The organism is Candidatus Omnitrophota bacterium (assembly GCA_021735655.1).
Classification (GTDB): Bacteria; Omnitrophota; Gorgyraeia; order Duberdicusellales; family 4484-171; genus JAHKAJ01.
The window spans coordinates 272,221-292,062 of the sequence record JAIPGM010000001.1; the positions used below are offsets into that span (position 1 = coordinate 272,221).

Consider the following 19,842-nt stretch of genomic DNA (forward strand, 5'->3'; position numbering starts at 1 on the left):
TATATCATTATGACTACAGCGCGATATTCAAAAAATACAGAAAGACTTTTGTTGGGTATTTTGGCGGTGATTTCTCTTTTGGTTACTTTATATTGCCAGTACCCTTTGTTGACAAATAAATATGCGATTAACGATGATGTGCGCCAAGAAATCTACTTTTATAGTAATTACAATAATAGTAATCTTTTTCGGAACGATCCAATAACTGATTATTACCGAAGTTGGAATCCTTCGGGATTAAATACATTTTATTATTTTGCAAGCCTGTTTCATGATCCGATAGGGGTTACAAAAATATTACCTTTTTTTCTTTGTGTGTTTTCGGCGCTTTACATGTTCGGGATAGGTAAGATATTGAAAGGTAATCTTTGTGGATTCTTAAGCGGCCTTTTGTTTATTTCTTTAGCCTGGAGCAGAGAGGCTTTTGAAGTTTTTGGTACCGGCAATGGAGAAGATTTTGCGGTAGTTTTCTGTGTGATGTTTTTGTATTATCTATTGAAAAAAGATTTACTTAAGTCTAGTATAACTTTGATTTTGCTTTCACTTTTCCACCCGTCCTTACTTCTAATTTGTCTATTGACTCAATTTTTAGTTTTGATTATAGATTGCCTGAAACATAATAAATCAGCCTCAAAGAAACTATTGGGTTTTATGATAACCTTAATAATAATATTTTTAATATTGTGGCCAAAATATTTATCTGGTCAAATAAAGCTTACTAAATTAAAAGAGATGAAGGCCATGGAGGAGTTTTATCCCGGAGGGAGAAAACCACTTTTTTTTGAGTCTAGTTATGAACGCTGGACTAACTACGAGAGTGGTTTGGCAATAGATTATCCTTTGAGATGGTTGTTTGGGGTCGCTTCGATCGCCCTCCTTGTTCTCAGAAAGAAAATTTTGAAGGTTATGCCACCGCAGCTGTTTTATTTTATATTTATTTCTTTTGTATTGTTTGGGATCGCAAATTTATTCATGTATTCGCTATACGGTCCTTCAAGATATGTTAGATATCCGTTACCTTTATTTTTAATTTTTATTATAACCTTAGGTGTTAGTGAGATTACACAAAAGATAAAGGTGTCAGCAGGCAGGATAGCACTTATAACAGGGTTTATCGCCTTGATTGGTTTATCCTTTGCGCCTAAGCTACATGCTCATTATGTCGTAGCTCCCTATCCCGGCCTTTATAGGTTTTTATCAACGCTTCCTGAAAGTAGTCTTATTGCCGGACACCCGGTTTTAATGGATGATGTGCCTACTTTTGCCAAAAGAATAGTGTTTATTAGTCAAGAAACCTCTATGCCTTATTACGCTAATTTTTATCCTTTCATTAAGAAGCGCACCTATGATTTTTTCCGGGCCTATTATTCTAATGATTTGCGAGAAATTGATGATTTTTTTAAAAAGTATAATATAACCCACATGGTTGTCCAAAAAAGTAATTTTTCCGAGGACTACATAAAAAGATCTCAATTTTATTTTAATCCTTTTAATGCTTACGTTGAAGATATTATAAAGAATAGAAAGAAATTTGCCTTAATGGACGTCCCTCAAGATAGCAGATTGTTTGAGACCGAAGATGTTTTTGTGATCGCAAAGGATAGCCTTGTTTTCTAAAGGAGTTTACGCTAGCCATGTTTATAAAAGCTATACCACCGCATAGGATAGCCGTTACATATAAAGAAATGTTAAAGCTATTAAGCCTTTTTTTCCAGAGGAAGCTTATGGAGGGCGATTCTATTGAGGAATTTGAACAGAGGTTTGCTGAATATATCGGAACCGAATCGGCCTGTGCTGTTTCCTCGGGAAGATACGGATTGAAATTGATACTAGAGTCTTTAGGGCTAAAAAAAGGCGATGAAATAATTATCCCGGCTTATACTTTTTATGTTGTTCCCGAAGTGGTCAAAAAGGCGGGGTTTGTCCCGGTGTTCGTGGACATAAACGCTAATGATTATAATATAGATACCCGATGTATAGAAGAGAAAATTACCGAAAAGACAAAAGTTATCATTGCGGTACACCTTTTCGGAAAACCTTGCGAATTGGATAGAATATCAGAGATTGCTAAAAAGCATGGTTTGTTCGTGATTGAAGATTGTGCACAGTCAATTGGCGCTGAATATCGAAATAAAAAAGTCGGATCTTTCGGTAATTGTGCCTATTTCAGTTTTGAAACAGTAAAACCTTTTCATACTTTCGGCGGAGGAATGATAGTAACTAGTAACAAATCATTACATCAAAAGTTAAAAAAAGCTACGCAGGTATGTTCTTACCCGAAGTATTCGGGAGTTGCTAAGAAGATATTTTTTACCATTATGGAATCAATGTTAACCAGCTATTTTTTGTTCACAATTTTTATATACCCACTTTTTTTCCTGGCCATGATTTTTGGTAAAGATCTTAAGAAAGTCGCCAAGCGGACAAAGGGAAAATTTAAGTTGCTTCAGACAAGGTATACTAATTTTCAGGCTTCAATAGGAATTCTTAAATTTGGAGCCTTAGATTTTCAACTTGAAAGAATGATTATGAATGTAAAGCTTCTAAATGAAAGATTAGATCAAAGTATAGCCACTCAGAATTTAGACGACCATACTAAGCCTATATTTTATTACTTTGTTGTTAAAAGCAAAAATAGGAAGAATTTTTCTAATGTTTTATTCCGTAAGGGGATAATCGGGACTACTAATATGGCACAAAATTGCTGTAAGGATAGTTCTCTCGGCGATTATTATCCGGTTGCCCGGGAAGCGGATGCCGATCTTTTTCAAATACCGGTATACAGTAATTTTTCTTTAAAAGACATTGAGCGTTTGTCTAGCATTCTAAATAGGTATTTTAAACAAGAATAGCGAAAATGAAGTCGTATAAAAAATTATTGGTTGGCGGTGCTATACTCGGAAAAATATTGTTGAAGAAAAGGACACCACTTCTGGTTAGTTGGGTAATCACCGAGAGGTGTAATTATCGTTGTAAATATTGCAGTATTTGGAATAAAAAAGTAAGAGATTTAGATTATCAGAATGTTTGCGCTGTCATTGATAAATTATCGAAATGGGGAACTAAAGCTATAGCTTTCATTGGAGGCGAACCGCTTTTGCGTGATGATATAGGAAAGATTTTAAAGTATTGTTATCAGAAAGGAATATATACCAAGTTAACCACCAATGGTTCTTTAATTTCTAAAAAGCTAGACCAGATTAAAGACGTCGGGTCTGTTAAGTTGAGTTTTGACGGCCCCAAAGAGGTACATGATTCAAACCGCCAGTCGGGTTCTTATGAGCATGCTATCGGCGCTGCAGAGCTGCTAAAGAAATCCAAGATTAAAGTGATCTTTAATTGTGTTATTTCTAAAACGAATGTGGAAAGGCTTGATTACGTATTGTTAATTGCCGCTAAGCTCGGTATCAGAGTTACTTTCCAACCTTTGGAGTTTCGCAATGATCAGGATTTCATATTCGACAATATGCCTTCGGAAGCTAAATATAAAAAAGCCATAAATAGGCTTATATATGAAAAGAAAAGAGGAAATAGGTACATTGCTAATTCGCTGCCCGGCTTACGATATTTGTATAATTGGCCCCATGGCAAAGAGTTAAAGTGCTGGGCCGGAACGCTTCATTTTAGGATAGGTCCTCAAGGCAGTTTTTCTGCTTGTGACAGGATTCCTGACGGCTACTTACCGTTTGATATTTTGAAAGGAGATTTTAAGTCAGCCCTTAAGGGTATGCGGCCCCCCAACTGTAGCCAAGGTTGCTGGCGGAACACAACCATTGAGTTAAATTATCTTTTATCTCTGCATCCTTTGGCGATATTAAATGCGGTTAATGTCTTTTAAATGGGTAATGAAATTAATAAATAAAATAGCTTCTCTTAAATCTATCCTAAAGGCTAAATGCTTTTCTTACCGGATTCCTTTAATAGTAAGTTGGCATTTGGTTAATCGATGCAATCGAAAATGTAAATATTGTTATCGATGGAGCACCGTTGAGAAAGAACTATCCAGCGATGAGGTTTTTTGCGTAATCGATGTATTGTCTCAAATGGGCAACCAGGTGATAATATTTAGCGGCGGAGAGCCTTTACTTAGGGATGATATAGGTAAAATCATAGATTATAGTCAGGCTAAGGGTATCTTTACGGGGTTGACCTCTAACGGTGATTTAGTCCCAGAAAGAATAAATGAGATTAAGGGATTGGATATGCTAAAGATAAGTTTCGATGGTCCGAAAGATGTACATGATTTTTTAAGGGGTAAAGGGTCATATGACAATGTTATGGTGGCCATTGAAACGGCAAAAAAATACAACATCAAGGTTAAGTTCAATACTACTTTAACTAAATATAATATAGAATATATAGATTTCATTTTGGAAAAGGCAAAGCAATTAAATGTAAAAGTAAAATTTCAACCGGTTAGCCATGTGCACTCAGCCGGAAAAGACATTCGCGATTTTTTTCCCGAGATTAAAGAGTATAAACAGGCGGTTCAAAGGTTGATCGACTCAAAAAGGACTAATAAATTTATTATTAATTCGATTGCTAGCCTTAACTATCTTAGTACTTGGCCGCACCCTCTAAAATTAAAATGTTATGCCGGAAAATTAATCTGTTGCATCACAGCTAATGGAAAAGTTTGGCCTTGTTCAGCGGCGCGTGAGGAATCTTATCATTTGAACTGTTTAGACCCAAAATTTAAAAAGATGTTTGCTCGAGGGTTGGCTATGCCATTTTGTCAGGGCTGTTGGTGCTCAAGTACTTTGGAACTAAATTGCCTGATGAAGTTTAACCTTAATACAATTTTAAACATTAGAAGATTATTTGATTGATATCTGATAATTTCTAAACTAGAATATGGATATTTCAGTAATAATTCCATCGTATCGACCAGCTGACATAAAAGAATGTTTGAAATCTATTTTTGAATCTGATCTTAGGCCTTGTGAGATTATCTTGGTAGATGATTGTTCAACTCTTGATTATTTCAGAGAAATAGATAGTTTTTGCCAGATAATTAAGTTGAAAGAACACGTCGGTCCGGCCAAAGCCAGAAATATTGGTGCTTGTCAAGCAAAAGGGGATATTTTTTGTTTCATTGATTCCGATGTTAAAATATTTAGCAATACCTTGAGATTAATAAGTGATTCATTTCAATCTTTACCAGAAATTGCTGCCGTTCAAACTGCATGCACAGAATATTGTAGATTCACGAATTTTGCAAGCCAATATCATAATTTATACCTATATTTTCACATTGAAGCAATCAGGTGTAAATATATTAGGACTTTCATCGGAAATTGTTTTGCAGTAAAAAAAGAAGACTTTGTTTCGGTAGGAGGGTTTAATGAAAATATTAAAAATGCAAGCGTCGAGGATGGTGATTTTGGTATGCGACTGTCTGAGCAGGAAAGAATAATATATCTAAATAAAAACATTAAAATTGAGCACAGAAGTTATATTAAATTACGAGGCGTACTAAAAAGAATGTTTATTCAATCCCAAGATAAAGTGTATACTTTAATGAAAAATAAAAGTTTATTTAAATTTTCTCCGGATAAAACTCCTCACTCGAAGGAAAAAATATTTTCAGTATTATTGTCGCCTTTGTTGCTGATCAGTTCCATTATTTTAATTTTTGCTCCAAAAACGTATGTAATTTTTCTCTCAGCCTTATTGCTATATTTATTGTCTAGCAGGCAGTTTATCTATTTTACCTTGAAATCCAAAGGGATAATGTTTGCAATTAAAGCTGCTGTTTTTTATTACCTTAATTGCTTAGTTGCTTTCGTTGGCATAACCTGGGGTGTAATCAAGTTTGGGGGGGGTAATATTATCTAATGCAGTATATTAAACAAATTTTTAAACTGATTAATAAGAAAAGTGTGAATCCAGAATATGTTACATTTTTTATTACTAATAAATGCAATGCAAAGTGTAAGCACTGCTTATATTGGTCTAGCCTTAATTCAGACGAAAACGAATTGTCTTGTGAGGAGGTTAAAAAGATATCGCAAAATATGGGCAACTTTATATTTTTACTTATCACCGGCGGTGAGCCATTCATGAGAGAAGATATTTCAGAGATTGCTCGTATTTTTTATGAGAATAACAACATTAAAAAACTTTCCCTAGTGACCAATGGCTATTTTACTGATAAAATAATTGGACATACTAAGGAAATATTAAGAAGGTGTCCAAAATTACAGTTGAACCTAAGTATTTCCTTGGATGGCATTGGCAAAAGGCACGATGAAATTAGAGGCCTAGAGGGTATTTTTCAAAGAGCAATTAATACCATTGGCAATCTAAAAAAAGTTCAGAATTCTTATCCGAAATTATCTATTTCAACCGTTTGCTCATTTTCAGTTTTAAATCAAAACGATATTTTTGATATTTATCATTACGCAAGGGATGTTCTTAAACTTGATTCATTTAATTGTCCTTTAGTTCGCGGTAATTTAAAAGACAACTCAATAAAATCAAGTGATATAGCTATATACAAAAAGCTTTCAGAGGTTGTGAGAGCTGATGTTGTCAGCGGTAAATTAAAAGGGGCCAGCGATCATTTTATATCTAATGTAATATCTGCGGCTAAATTTATTGCGACAGATTTAAGCGTAAAGACTTTTGAGGCTGACAAATATATAACTCCCTGTTATGCCGGTAAAATAAATGTAGTTATTTACCCTGACGGAGGGGTGTTTCCTTGTGAATTGCGAAAGGAAAAGTTGGGAGATTTAAGGACGGCGAATTATGATTTTAAAAAAATATGGTTTTCAAAAAAATCAAAAAGAGTTCTTGAGAAAATAAAAGAAACTAAATGCCATTGTTTTCATGGTTGTAATATGTTACCTAATGTTTTATATAATTCTCGATATATACCTAAGATGACTGTGAATTATATAAATGTATTATTAAAGAGATCAGGCAATAACTACAATTGATATGTTGACTAAAATTAACCTTCAAAAAATAAAATCTTTTACGATATCTATTGTTACGATAATTATTTTCGTTGTATTGTTTTCTAAGATAAATATTTATCAATTTGCCGAGCATCTCAAAGAGGCAAATCTATTTTTTTTATTATTAGGAGTCGGTATATTTATATTTACCGAATTATTTATTTCTTCTGTTCAGTGGGTAGAAATACTTCGACAGCTCAATTGCCATATTAGCTTGAAGGAAGCAATGTTTATAAGGATTGGAAGTATTCCGGCAAAATCGATGTTGCCATTTCGAAGCGGAGAGTTGTTAAGAGCTTTTTATCTTAAAAAACAGAAGCAATTTCCAGTTTCTTTGGGGGTTGGTTCTTTACTCTTTCAGCTCATAATTAATCTTTTAGTTTTAATTAGCATTATGTCGTCTGCTTACATTTATTTTTTTAAATTAGATAACATTATTTTTTTCTCATTAATCTTAGCATTTCTATTCATTTTTTGTATATTATCATTTAAATTTATAAATAAGTTTATTCTTTATTTGGCTAAAAAAGTAAATTTTCAATTTTATGAGTCTCTAAAGGCTTTATTCAATATTCACAGGAATTTTAAATTAAAAAGTTTAGTGGTGATACTTTTTTATTCGGTTATTATGTGGGTCGGTGAATTGTTTATATTTATTTTTATATTTAAGACAGTCGGTTTAGATATACCACTATACGCGATACTTATATTTGTACCTTGGACAATCATAATAAGTAATATCCCCATAACCATTTCGGGTTTAGGGACAAGGGAGGCTAGCATAGTTTTACTTTTTTTACAATTTGGCTCACCTGAAAAATTATTGAGCAGTGGAGTGCTTATGTCATTTATCCAATTTGTTTTACCATTAACATTCAGTTTGTTATTCCTTAGAAAGTTTTTGAAAAAGATTATGGTCTGATTAATATTTTATGGTTTCTAGGAGAGTTTTTAAAGGTTAGTAATGCGGAAATATTTGGCTAGATAAATAATTTATTATTTTTGAGCGGCAAAAAAAGATATATAGCATTAAGGTAGCAAAATGAGTATACGATGAGCAAGATAATAGCAATTATCCCTACTTACAATGAGGCTGGGAATATTTTACCTTTGTTAGGTAAACTTTTTTCTCTGGCAAGTAATATTTCTGTTTTGATAGTGGATGATAGCTCGCCTGACGGGACATCTCAAATAGTAATAAAGTTGCAAAGAGAATATCCTAAGCTACATTTAATAACTCGGGCATGTCGTCAAGGCTTGGGCAGTGCTTATATAGAGGGGTTTAAATATGCCCTAAAGAAAGGTTACGATATAATAATTCAAATGGACGCAGATTTATCTCACGCTCCGCGTGAGGTGTTAAAGATGATCGCTTTAATTGAGAGGTATGATCTAGTTATTGGCAGCAGATATATTAAGGGTGGAGGAGTCTACGATTGGTCATATCCGAGAGTTTTGTTGAGCCGCTGGGCAAATATTTTTTCAAAAATATTGCTTAGGACGCAGGTCTATGACTTAACCAGCGGATTCAAATGCTTGCGAAAGAATGTATTGGAAGAAATAGATTTCCAAACTATATCTTCCAGAGGGTATGCTTTCCAGATTGAAATGGTTTTTAGAGCTTTAAGGAAAGGCTTTAAGGTAATTGAGCATCCAATTATCTTTCAAGGAAGAAGATATGATAAGTCTAAAATGTCTTTGCCGATTGTCATAGAGGCTTTTATTAGAGTTTTGTGTTTGTTTTTTAATCGATTCTCCAGGGGGCGCAATACAGGATCAAATATTATCAATAAATAAAGGCCTTTCGACTTAAAGGTTAGGGAAATTTTTTAAGAAATACGATTAAAAAAGTATTTGATTCTATATAGAATATGATAAAATTAAGGGATAAAGAAGTGTGTTTTTATATTAGATGCACAATTTACAATGCTAAAGGGAGGTGTCCAAAATGATTAGGACCATGGAAACTTTATGTTTTGCGGCTTTGATTTTTGCAATAACATTTGCTTTTACTCCATTAGCTTTAGCTTATGATTTAAGTAAGTATTACCCTTTAAATGAAGGTGATAGTTGGGAGTATTTAACAAGCGGAATAGGCTACGTTGAGGGTGGAGCAGATAAGGCAGAATTTTCCGATATGATTGAAGTAGATAAAATAGAATCAAAAGAATCTATTTCCGGTAAAAGGACCATGGTAAAGGTTTCGGGAGCCTTAGAGGAAAAAGAATGTTTGGCTGTAGACTCAGAAGGACTAAAACTGTACAAGTTAATAGATGGTCCAGGTGGTTATGATATATTTACCCCGCCGTTCATGCAGTTGGCAAATCTTGCAGTTGGAGAGAGTAAAACTTTCTTAAGCAATGCAATCGGGTATGGTGATCGCTCAAGTGAAGGAGCCAGACTGAATACAAATACGATAACATTGGAATCAGTGGAAAGAGTAGAAGTTCCCGCAGGATTATTTGATGATTGCCTTAAATTTACGTCGACGGGTGAAAGAGCCTACGCAGATGGCAATTATGAAAATATTGAGTCTACCGTTTGGCTTGCTTTAGGGGTAGGTGTAGTTAAGGCTGATTATATTTATATCGAACATGATTTTTCTTCAGGCGAGGATAGTACTACTACCAACAAGCGAAATTTGGTTTCAGCAAAGGTAAATGGTCAACAAATCGGAACTCCAAAGGAAAGTCAAGAATAATAAGGCCAGCGTGCAAGTTTTAGCTAATGAAACTTGATAATTTTTTTATTGCAGTTTCATAAATCCTTCTATACGATTCAAATTCAATATTACAATTTATGGGGGGGGGTTAATCCGATCAACATGTGAAGTTCCTCATGAATTGCAGTCTTATCAAAATACGCATAAACATAAAATACGAATTAATAAAGATGTTAAGCTATATATAGTTGATAGTTGTAGGGCGAAAAATGAAAAAAATTCTGGTTTTTAACGCTGGAGCTTATATCTACGGAGCAGAAAGAGGGTTAATTAATTTTATTAGAACTTTGTCTGATAAATTTGAAATAACGGTAGTCTTGCCTTCCCAAGGCCCCCTTTCTAAAAAAATCGAAAAATTAAATGTATCTTTAAAAATATTTCCGATACCGATCCTTAAAATCTCGCTTTCACCGCTATATTATATTTTTTTTCCTTTTCATTTTATTTTTTCCGTTATTTATTTTAGCATTTATGCAATCCGCAAAGATATTGAAATAATTTGTAGTAATTCTTTACTTTTAGTTTTTCCGGCTATTGTTGCTAAATTTACCAAAAAAAGACATATCTGGTATTTAAGAGAGTTTCTGCCTTCTAGTTTTTTGAATAAAGCTCTAGGGGCATTCATTATCAGATTTTCAAACCAAATAATATGTCAATCTCAAGCTATTAGGGAAGCCTTGCTTGGCAAAGAAAGGGGCATTATTATTTATGAACCTTTAAATGCTACGGACTATAAAATCTACAAATCAGATCTTGCAAGAAGTGAGCTAAATATCCCTATAAAATCAACGGTTATTTCAATAATTTCTCGAGTGCATCCTTCTAAGGGACAGTATGAATTTATAGTTGATATTAAAAGGACATTAAAGAAAAATCCCAACATCCTTTTGGTTATCGCCGGTGATATATCGCCGAACAATTTAAGAAATCGTTTATATAAAGCAAAAATAGAAAAATTGATAGAGGGGGATACTCTAAAAAATGTAGTCCTTTTAGGTTTTAGAGATGATGTTGATAGGATACTTTCTTTAAGCAATATTTGCGTTTTTCCTTTTAAAAGAAAAGAACCGTTTGGAATTTCTGTAGCTGAAAGTTTAACTTTTGGTAAAATAACTTTTTTTCCTCAGGTTGGAGGTCTAAAAGAAGTACGTGATATCTTTGGTCGGGGAAACGATTTTAGTATAGATAGGATTTGTGAGATAGCCTCAAACTTTGAACCAGCACGAGTAGAAAAGCTCCAAGAATTATATATCCCTGAAGAGCTTTCTATCGCGACATACAAAAATAAACTTATTCCTATTTTTGAAAATTAAATGAAGCCGTTTAAAAAAAAGATACTTTTTATTATTACCCACCTTGAATTGGGAGGAGCTCAGGGTCAGTTGCTTTTGCTTGTAAAAAATCTAGATAGAAACAAGTACTCACTGTATTTATCTTCCGGAGACCAGGGCTATCTCAAGGAAGAATTTTTAAAACTCCCATATTTACATATAAAATTAATTCCGGAGTTGATAAGAAATATTAATCCTTTCTACGATTTTATTGCTTTTTTGAAATTATATTTCTATATCAAAAAAAATAAATTCGATATAGTTCATACTAATTCCCCTAAAGCTTCTATTTTGGGAAGATGGGCGGCTTATCTGGCAGGCGTAAAAGGTATTATTTACACTGTACACGGTTGGCCTTTTCATAAATTCATGAATCCGATAGTGCATTATTTATATATTTTAATTGAAAAAGTGACCGCCAAGATTACAAAAAAGATAATAGTTGTTTCTGAAGCAGACCTTAGAACAGGAATAGAGAATGAAATCGCCGATAAAAATAGAATTTTTCTTGTTCATTATGGCATAGAAATAGATAAGTTTAATAAGGTGTATGATCAAAGAAGCGAAATTTTTCCTGGTAATACTGTTTTTACAATCTCTTCGTTTAAGCCTCAAAAGGATATTTTTAATTTTTTGAAATTAGCAAAAATGCTTCTTGATAGAAATCCTCAGTTGAATTTTATCATAGCCGGAGACGGACCTTTGCGTAAGAGAGTGGAGAAAAGGATAGAGTTACTAGGGCTAAGCGGTAAGGTGCACCTAAAGGGCTGGTCTGACGATGTTTCTCTTTTATTTAAAATGGCATCGTTGTTTGTGCTCACTTCTTTATGGGAAGGTCTACCAGTGTCTTTGATTGAAGCGGTTGTATCAGGAGTTCCGGTGGTAGTCACTAATACCGGTGGCATTTTCGATATAGTGAAAAGCGGCAATCAGGGGGTGGTCGTCAATCCAACCAATATTTTAGAAATAGAGAGCGCTTGTTGGGAAATATTGAAAAACTATGATAATTGGAGTACAATTGTCAGGAATGGCCGGAAAAAGTTAAATTTAAAATATTGGTCTTTTGCTAGAACGCTGAGAGAAATAGAAAATATTTATGCTACTATTTAAGTTGATAGAGCTGTTAGCGCTTTTCTTTTTTGCTTTTACGCTCAGTATATTTTTTCTTGCTATTTCAAGAAAGCTATCTTTAAAACACAATCTTTTTATCAGAGATAGAAATATACCTTATATTGGGGGGGTTAGTTTTTCTCTGGTTTTTATCATTTGCCTTATTTTATTTTCTTTTATTAAAGCTAAAGTTGTGCCTTTTCAGTTTATTTGGATAATTACCTTTTCATTTATATTGTTGTTGGTTGAGTGGATAGACGATTTGAAGGATTTAAAGCTTAAGGCCAGAGTCCTGATTCAAATCATTTTTGTATTTTTATTTCTCCTTTACGGAAAGCAAATCCAGATTTATTTTTTACCAAACTGGGCTAATTATCTTATTTCTTTTTTATGGATAGTAGGGATAACCAATGCTTTTAATCATCTTGATGTCGCTGATGGGCTATGTGCAGGTATAGCTTTGATTGTTAGCTTGGCATGTTTAGTGATAGCTTTAAAGACTGGAAGCTTTTTATTGTTTGTTTTTGTTGCTCTTTTTGGGGTTCTTTTGGCTTTTCTTTTGTTTAATTTCCCTCCGGCTAAAATATTCATGGGTAATGCTGGAAGTCACTTTTTAGGCTTCTTGTTTGCAACCTTAAGCATTTATGGAGACTATGCCAGCTTCGATAATATTTTAGCCATTTTTTTGCCCCTGTTGGTTCTAGGATTGCCGATTGTTGACACATTTTATCTCATTGTGGTGCGTGCTAGTAAGAAAATCTCTCCTTTACGGAAAAGTGATGATCACATCATTTTACGTTATTTGTTAAAGGGCTATTCTTACAAGCGGTCTTTGGCAAGTATTTATTTTTTAACTGCGGTTTGGTGTTTAAGTGCAATTCTTTTATTGAATGGTCCAGGCCTATGGTGTTTAATTTTTCTGATTATTGCCTTTTTGGGAACAATTCTTATGATCATTAAGGCTAATGTCAGTAAATTTTCTAGTTGTTAGTCCGAGGATTATCCACCAGAGAAAAGCTACTTGAGGAATAAAGAAAGAGAAATCGACAATATTATGCAGGAGAAACGACAACCCAGCTGCGAATATAGCTAATGATAGTAATGTGTTTTTCGAAGCTATAAGTATTTTTAAGTTCATTCTTACATAATTAAAAACTATCACTAGCCAGCTTAAAATTCCTATCATTCCAAGCTCACCCCAAATTTGAAGATAAGAGTTGTGGCTATAGCGAGACCCGGGCAAATAAAAATTGCCTAAACCGACGCCGACAAAAGGGTGTTGTTTGATTATTTCAGTTGTTCCGCGCCAGTAAGCGACTCTTTGGTGAATAGAAAAAAAGGGGTTGGTTATTTTTTCCGGATTGTTCAGACGTAGATAAAAAACAATTATTGATAATAAGCCGATTACAAGAATAGCGGTAATGCTTTTTTTGTTTATTTTTTTACGCCAAAATAGTAGAAAAGGCAACAGACTAAGCAAGGATAACCATCCGCCGATAGATTTAGTAAAGAAGAAGGCAATAAAAGAAATAAGGACGCAAAAAAAGGCCAGGTATTTATCAAATACCCATTTAGCTTCTTCTTTTTTTTGTAAAAGTAGGCCAAGGCTGATGAAGATTAGTATTATTAGATAACCGGCTAAAAGATTGGGGTTAATGAAAGGGGCCAAGGCTCTTGATTGCGATAATAGCTCTTTTACAAAATAGTTATTAAATAATGCCCAAAGGCTGTAAATGGCCACAAAGCAGCAACTCAGGAGGAGTGTTTTTATCAGAACTATTTGATTGTTTTTTGGGGTAAGCTTAGCGAAGTAAAATAATAACAGAATGATAAAAAAGTCATAAACTTTATTTAGATTTGATACAAGATCAGAAACAAACAGTGCTGAACCAAATAGGTTTAAGAAAAAAACTATGATTATTAAGTTAAAAAAACTTTTCTTGATATTTTTTCGGAAGATAAAAATATATAAAAGGCTAGAGCAAAAAATTACAAAATTAACTGTTGAATCAAGCATCCTAGAGCCAAATATCGGCAGAAGCGGGTAAAGGAAAATACAGCTAACTATAATTTTCCATATTGCTGACTGTAGTTTTAATTTCTGTTTTTCAGTCAGAGGCCTGAGCGGTGAATTAAGTTTATTCGCTATTGATTTGGTTAAAGTAATTATTGGCATATTTTTTAGGTTTGTTACTATTATAACTAGAATTTGACATATAGTAAAAAGATTTATATACTTTAAAGGTAGATTTAAAAGGTAAAACGTGAAAAAATTATTTTTAACTATAATTATTTTCGGGCTGTTATTTTTGATATCTAGCTATCTCGAAGCTGCTATCTCTTATCGGTCGAGTAAGGTTTTTTTTGAGGGAAAACAGCTTTTAGTAGCTAAACCTGATAGTCAGGGTCGATATAGCCAGGCTTCTCCCTTTATAATCAAAGGAGTTACCTGGTCTCCGGAGACAGCCGCTCCTGATTTTGGTCCTAACCCAATATGCCCAAACGAAACTGTAGAATATGGTTTTTTCTTTGATTGGGCCGGCCGTATACCTCAGGGGCATGAGATTTTTGTTTATTGGAAGGAGCGGCAGTTTGTTAAGCATTACTTAACTGATGTTCCGCTGATGAGGAAGATGAATTTAAATACAGTTAGGGTTTATAGTTCCTTCGGCGATGATTTTAGAGAGGGCCGTAAGGTTTTAGATGAGTTATTCGATAATGGGATTATGATTATTATGAATGTAGCAATGTCTAAAGTTGACATTGATAACCAGAAGTATTTAAAAGTAGTCGAAGCTTACAAAGATCATCCGGCAATTCTTTTTTGGGCGATCGGTAACGAGTGGAATCTTGACTATAATAAATATTGGGGTTATGAAACAGTAGAAGCAGCAGCCCAAGCTACAAACCAGGTAGCTAAAGCAATAAAGCAAGTTGATCCAGATCATCCGGTGACCTCAGTTTTGGGTGATCGTTTTAGTGATTGCGATTTTGAAGATTCGGTAAGCCACATACTTGATATTTGTTTAGAGATAGATGTTTGGGGTTTTAATGTTTACCGGGGAAAAAGCTTTAGAGATTTTTTTTCACAAGTTGAGAGCTTAACTGAAAGACCTTTTTATATCTCTGAGTTTGGAACCGACTCTTTTCGTACTACTAAATTCAAGGTGGTTGATGAGCATCAGGCTGACAACTGCAAAGGTTGGGAGCATGAGGCTTTACAGGCAAAGTTTGTTTTAGGCCTTTGGCGGGAGATAGAAAGTAATCTTTCGGGAATTCATTCCGATAAGCAGTGTTTAGGCGGCCTGGTCCATGAGTTTAATGATTCGCTTTGGAAGGTTGGCTCTTATCATGTAGGTTTAGGAGGTTTAGTTGACTATTACTCCGAAGAAAGATCTAGTTTTAGAACTTATAATACCGAAGGGTTTTATCTTCCTGGGGGTCACCCTGATGATGTGGCTAACGAGGAGTATTTCGGTATAGTTAACGCTGAACGCAAGCCTAAAGAAATATTCTTTAAATTGCAGGAATATTACGCTAAGTTAAAGTGATTTGACATATCAAGGTATATTCTATATAATCAATACATCATGGAATTGAATGAAAAACTAGAGAAAATAAGCGAAGAGTTTGGTAACCCCTTCTTGGAGACGAGCTTTCCTAAGTCTTTGACTATTAAAGAGATACTAGATGGATTTGAGGAGGAAAAAGAAGTCCTGGTTGCCGGAAGATTAATTTCTAAGCGTGAGCACGGAAAAAGCGGCTTTGCTCATTTGAGCGATCATACCGGAAGGATCCAGTTTTATGCTCAGGCTAATAAATTAGGGGATGTTTATAAGCTTTATAAGGAAATGGATATCGGCGATATTGTCGGAATCCGCGGCAAGTTTTTTGTTACTCGGACCGGTGAGCAAACGGTTTTAATCGATGAATTAAAACTCCTAGCTAAGGCTCTTCGGCCAATGCCTGAGAAGTGGCATGGCTTAAAAGATGTTGAAGTAAGGTATCGTCAGCGCTATTTAGATTTAATTGCTAACTCTCAGGTTCGTGATGTTTTTATAAAACGTTCTCAGATAATTTCTTTAATCAGAGAGTTTTTAAATCAGTTAAAGTTTATTGAGGTTGAGACACCGATGCTTCACACGGTAGCCGGAGGAGCAGCCGGTAGACCGTTTATGACCCATCATAATGCAACTGATGCTGATGTTTATTTGCGGATTGCTCCTGAGCTTTATTTGAAGCGGCTTTTAGTTGGTGGGCTTGAAAAGGTTTATGAGTTGAATCGAAGCTTTCGGAATGAAGGAACTTCAACCCGGCATAATCCGGAATTTACTATGCTTGAAGCCTATTCTTGTTATCAGAACTATGAATATATGATGAAGCTTTGCGAAGATTTGTTTTCTTATTTAGCTAAAGAAATAAACGGCAGCTGTGAGATTGAATATCAGGGGCAAAGGTTAGATTTAACTCCTCCTTGGCAGAGGATTTCTTTTGCTGAACTTTTTAAAAAAGAGTTTGATGTCGAATCTAGTGATTCTCAGAAGGAAATGTTTGATAAAATTAGTAAGAAATTAAAATTAGCAAAGGGTTTGAGTCGTTCTCAAATCCTGAATATAACTGAGGAGTTGATTGAGAAAAACTATCCTAAGGATAAACCAGCCTTCATTGTTGATTTTTTTACTTGGACTTCGCCTTTGGCTAAGCGCAAAAGGGATAACCCAAACTTAGTTGAGCGGTTTGAACTTTTTGTTGCTGGACTTGAAGTTGCCAATGCTTACTCTGAGCTCAATGACCCGATTGACCAGAGAGCACGTTTTAAAAAGCAACTAGAGACTGAAGATGAGCTTCCAAAGAAAATTGATGATGATTTTGTTTTAAGTTTAGAATACGGAATGCCTCCAGCTACTGGCTTGGGAATCGGCATTGATAGGCTAGTTATGATTCTTCTCAACCAACCCTCGATAAGAGACGTGATTCTTTTTCCGCTGCTTAAACCTTTAGGTTAATGTTAACCGAAATTTATTTAGCTAGACGTTATATTTTTAGGGGTCGCACTCGACACATCTCTTTTATTGGTATCATTTCTTGTTTAGGAGTTGCTGTCGGGGTCGCCGCTTTGATTATCGCCTTTTCAATTGTAAATGGAATTGATGGCGGTTTGATGAAACGAATCATGCGTTTTCAGGATCACTTGACCGTTGATAGTTTCGATCAAGAAAGTCTGCTGGCGGTTAAACAAGATCTAGAAAACTGGGATGAGGTCGAGACAGCTCAAATTTCAGTTAATACTCAAGTTTTTGCTAAATTTGGTGAAACAATAATGCCTTTAGCTGTAAGAGGGGTGGACTTTTCTGACCCTAAAGCTAAAGAGGAATTTTCTCAATATATAAAGAAAGAGTTTGCCCAAGAGGGTTTTTTCATCGGCCAAGGCTTAAGCCAGCAGTTCTTTATCGATAAAAAAATAGAGTTTTACCCTTTAGAGAAAAACCTTAAACTTAAAAGCAGCAAGGTTAGAGGGGTCTTCAAAGTAGGCTTATACGATATTGATAATTATTATTTGATTACTGATTTAAAGAAAGCAAAGTCTCTTTCGGCTAATTATTCTTTATTCTTAGGGGTAAAACTCAAAAATCCCTACTTGGCTGATCAAATTAAGGAAAGGCTGTTAAATAAATATTCCAACAAGTTGTTGGTTAACAGCTGGATTGAGTCAAACTCAGCTCTTTTTGCTACCTTAAAACTAGAAAAGTTAGCCTTATTTATTATTTTAGGTTTAATTATTTTGGTAGCTTCGTTTAACATATTCTCGGCGCTGACAGTTAAGGTAGTTGAGAAGACCAAAGATATTGGAATTTTAAGGTCTTTAGGTTTCAGAAGAAGAAGCATCCGAACTATTTTTACCCTTGGCGGTTTAATGATTGGCTCAACCGGGGTAGTTTTGGGGTCTTTGCTCGGAGTTGGTACTTGTCTTGTGTTTGAGAAGTATCCTTTTGTTAAAATTCCGGCTGACATTTTTGGCACTGATTACTTGCCGTTGGTAGTTGACTATAAAGACGTATTAGCAATTGCTATCGTCGGTTTGATTATTTCTTTTATCTCTAGTTTTTTGCCGGCTTATCGAGCGAGTAAGCTTAATATTTGTGAGGCGCTTAGATATGAATGAGTTGATAGAATTAAAATCTGTAAACAAAACTTATAACAACGGTATGCCTTTTGCGGCTCTTTGTGATATATCTTTATCAATAGCTAAACAAGACTATTTGGCAATAACCGGTCCTTCGGGAGCCGGAAAATCAACCTTGCTTCATATTATCGGCGGCCTTGAACTTCCGACTAGCGGTGAGGTATTTTTTCAAGAAAAGCAAATATCTAAGCTCAACGATCGCGATCTTTGCCTTTGGCGTAATAAAACCGTGGGTTTTGTTTTTCAGTTTTATCATTTAATCGAAGAGCTGAATGTATTGGAAAATGTAGCAATTGCCGTATTTGGTCAGATGCAAAAATACTCTTTCAAAAAAGCTAAGGAGTTGTTAAAATATTTAGGACTTGAAAAAAGAGTTGAGGCTTTTCCATCGCAACTTAGCGGTGGCGAAAAACAAAGGGTAGCTATTGCTCGAGCTTTGGTCAATGACCCTCAGGTGCTTTTTTGTGACGAACCGACTGGTAATCTTGATAAGGAGTCACAAGAGAGAGTGGTTAGTTTGCTTTCGAATTTAAATAGGAGCAAGAAAAAAACAATAGTTTTAGTGACCCATAATCAGGAGCTAGCTAGACAGGCAAAAAAAGTTTTAGTTATTGAAGACGGAAAAATAAACGGAGGGTGAGCATGAAAGTTTATCTTAACCGAGAGTTAGTTGAGAAAAAAGACGCAAAGGTTTCAGTATTTGATCATGGATATCTTTACGGTGATGGAGTTTTTGAGGGAATAAGAACCTACGACTGTTTGGTTTTTAAACTGAAAGAGCATGTCGACCGATTGTATGAGTCTGCTCATTCAATTATGCTAAATATCTCTTTCACTAAAAAACAGATGGTGGAAGCAATTATAAAAACGCTTAAGGCGAATAAACTTAAAGATGGTTATATCAGGGTAGTTGTTTCCCGTGGTGAAGGCGATTTAGGTCTTGATCCGCGAAAATGTAAGGGCAATGAAACATTAGTTATTATTACTGATAAGATTACTCTTTATCCTAAACAGCTATATCAAAAAGGGATGGAGATAATAACTGTTCCTACGGTACGTAATATTCCGGAAGCTTTAAATCCACAGATTAAGTCGCTTAACTATTTGAATAATATCTTAGCCAAGATTGAAGCGATCAACTCCGGTTATCAAGAGGCTTTGATGCTTGATCATCTCGGCTATGTAGCTGAATGTACTGGTGACAATATATTTATGGTTAAGAAGGGTAAGCTCTATACGCCACCTCAATGTATGGGTACTCTTCGGGGGATCACCCGCGATGCAGTACTTGATATTGCTAAGAAGTTAAAACTTTCTACCAATGAGCACGTTTTAACCCGGCATGAACTCTATCTATCCGATGAATGTTTTTTAACTGGAACTGCAGCCGAAATCGTTCCGGTAGTAAAGGTAGACGGTAGGAGGATCGGCACTGGCATTCCGGGTAAATTTACTAAAAAAATAATGCAGGAGTTTAGGAATTTAACTAAAACTTCAGGTGTAAGGTATAAGTTGTAGGAAAATAAAGCT

General features: G+C 34.8%; 18 protein-coding genes. 17 read left to right on the plus strand and 1 reads right to left on the minus strand.

The window, feature by feature from the left end; translation table 11 throughout:
• Nucleotides 1–9: 9 nt before the first annotated feature.
• From K9L86_00580 to K9L86_00635, 12 genes are all read left to right on the plus strand, one after another.
• On the plus strand, nucleotides 10–1,617 hold the full coding sequence (locus tag K9L86_00580; protein ID MCF7907363.1) for a hypothetical protein: 1,608 nt from the start codon (nucleotides 10–12) through the stop codon (nucleotides 1,615–1,617).
• Nucleotides 1,618–1,685: 68 nt separating this feature from the next.
• Nucleotides 1,686–2,852 carry an aminotransferase class I/II-fold pyridoxal phosphate-dependent enzyme gene (locus K9L86_00585; GenBank protein MCF7907364.1) on the plus strand — a complete coding sequence of 389 codons (1,167 nt, stop codon included), beginning with the start codon at nucleotides 1,686–1,688 and terminating at the stop codon, nucleotides 2,850–2,852.
• A gap of 5 nt (nucleotides 2,853–2,857) precedes the next feature.
• Complete coding sequence (locus K9L86_00590) at nucleotides 2,858–3,838, plus strand: radical SAM protein (GenBank protein MCF7907365.1); 981 nt, start codon at nucleotides 2,858–2,860, stop codon at nucleotides 3,836–3,838.
• A gap of 7 nt (nucleotides 3,839–3,845) precedes the next feature.
• The gene (locus K9L86_00595) at nucleotides 3,846–4,829 is read left to right on the plus strand and encodes a radical SAM protein (GenBank protein ID MCF7907366.1); all 984 of its coding nucleotides are present in this window, start codon (nucleotides 3,846–3,848) and stop codon (nucleotides 4,827–4,829) included.
• A 25-nt stretch (nucleotides 4,830–4,854) separates the two neighbouring features.
• A complete protein-coding gene (locus tag K9L86_00600) occupies nucleotides 4,855–5,838 on the plus strand; it encodes a glycosyltransferase (GenBank protein ID MCF7907367.1) in 984 nt (327 codons plus the stop codon).
• Nucleotides 5,838–6,944 carry a radical SAM protein gene (locus tag K9L86_00605; protein MCF7907368.1) on the plus strand — a complete coding sequence of 369 codons (1,107 nt, stop codon included), beginning with the start codon at nucleotides 5,838–5,840 and terminating at the stop codon, nucleotides 6,942–6,944. The genes K9L86_00600 and K9L86_00605 overlap by 1 nt, the downstream gene beginning before the upstream one ends.
• A gap of 1 nt (nucleotide 6,945) precedes the next feature.
• A complete protein-coding gene (locus K9L86_00610) occupies nucleotides 6,946–7,887 on the plus strand; it encodes a flippase-like domain-containing protein (GenBank protein MCF7907369.1) in 942 nt (313 codons plus the stop codon).
• A 131-nt stretch (nucleotides 7,888–8,018) separates the two neighbouring features.
• Nucleotides 8,019–8,762 (plus strand): polyprenol monophosphomannose synthase, encoded by a 744-nt coding sequence (locus tag K9L86_00615; protein ID MCF7907370.1) that lies wholly within the window; start codon nucleotides 8,019–8,021, stop codon nucleotides 8,760–8,762.
• 151 nt (nucleotides 8,763–8,913) lie between these two features.
• Complete coding sequence (locus K9L86_00620; GenBank protein ID MCF7907371.1) at nucleotides 8,914–9,666, plus strand: hypothetical protein; 753 nt, start codon at nucleotides 8,914–8,916, stop codon at nucleotides 9,664–9,666.
• 230 nt (nucleotides 9,667–9,896) lie between these two features.
• On the plus strand, nucleotides 9,897–11,000 hold the full coding sequence (locus K9L86_00625) for a glycosyltransferase (GenBank protein ID MCF7907372.1): 1,104 nt from the start codon (nucleotides 9,897–9,899) through the stop codon (nucleotides 10,998–11,000).
• The gene (locus K9L86_00630; protein MCF7907373.1) at nucleotides 11,001–12,128 is read left to right on the plus strand and encodes a glycosyltransferase family 4 protein; all 1,128 of its coding nucleotides are present in this window, start codon (nucleotides 11,001–11,003) and stop codon (nucleotides 12,126–12,128) included. It begins immediately after the preceding gene.
• Nucleotides 12,115–13,119 carry an undecaprenyl/decaprenyl-phosphate alpha-N-acetylglucosaminyl 1-phosphate transferase gene (locus K9L86_00635; protein ID MCF7907374.1) on the plus strand — a complete coding sequence of 335 codons (1,005 nt, stop codon included), beginning with the start codon at nucleotides 12,115–12,117 and terminating at the stop codon, nucleotides 13,117–13,119. Before K9L86_00630 ends, K9L86_00635 begins: the two co-directional genes overlap by 14 nt.
• On the opposite strand, the gene K9L86_00640 is transcribed toward K9L86_00635, so the two are convergent.
• Nucleotides 13,039–14,304, minus strand: a complete 1,266-nt coding sequence (locus tag K9L86_00640; protein MCF7907375.1) for an O-antigen ligase family protein — start codon at nucleotides 14,302–14,304, stop codon at nucleotides 13,039–13,041. The two genes, K9L86_00635 and K9L86_00640, sit on opposite strands and share 81 nt — an antisense overlap.
• Nucleotides 14,305–14,392: 88 nt before the next feature.
• Between K9L86_00640 and K9L86_00645 the strand changes: the two genes are divergently transcribed.
• The 5 genes from K9L86_00645 to ilvE are packed head-to-tail and all read left to right on the plus strand — an operon-like array spanning nucleotide 14,393 to nucleotide 19,830.
• On the plus strand, nucleotides 14,393–15,679 hold the full coding sequence (locus K9L86_00645) for a hypothetical protein (GenBank protein ID MCF7907376.1): 1,287 nt from the start codon (nucleotides 14,393–14,395) through the stop codon (nucleotides 15,677–15,679).
• A gap of 39 nt (nucleotides 15,680–15,718) precedes the next feature.
• Nucleotides 15,719–17,134: a lysine--tRNA ligase gene (gene lysS, locus K9L86_00650; GenBank protein ID MCF7907377.1), complete on the plus strand. Its 1,416-nt coding sequence runs from the start codon at nucleotides 15,719–15,721 to the stop codon at nucleotides 17,132–17,134.
• Nucleotides 17,134–18,291: an ABC transporter permease gene (locus K9L86_00655; GenBank protein MCF7907378.1), complete on the plus strand. Its 1,158-nt coding sequence runs from the start codon at nucleotides 17,134–17,136 to the stop codon at nucleotides 18,289–18,291. The genes lysS and K9L86_00655 overlap by 1 nt, the downstream gene beginning before the upstream one ends.
• Nucleotides 18,284–18,952: an ABC transporter ATP-binding protein gene (locus K9L86_00660; protein MCF7907379.1), complete on the plus strand. Its 669-nt coding sequence runs from the start codon at nucleotides 18,284–18,286 to the stop codon at nucleotides 18,950–18,952. The genes K9L86_00655 and K9L86_00660 overlap by 8 nt, the downstream gene beginning before the upstream one ends.
• Complete coding sequence (gene ilvE / locus K9L86_00665; protein ID MCF7907380.1) at nucleotides 18,949–19,830, plus strand: branched-chain-amino-acid transaminase; 882 nt, start codon at nucleotides 18,949–18,951, stop codon at nucleotides 19,828–19,830. The genes K9L86_00660 and ilvE overlap by 4 nt, the downstream gene beginning before the upstream one ends.
• Nucleotides 19,831–19,842 lie beyond the last annotated feature (12 nt).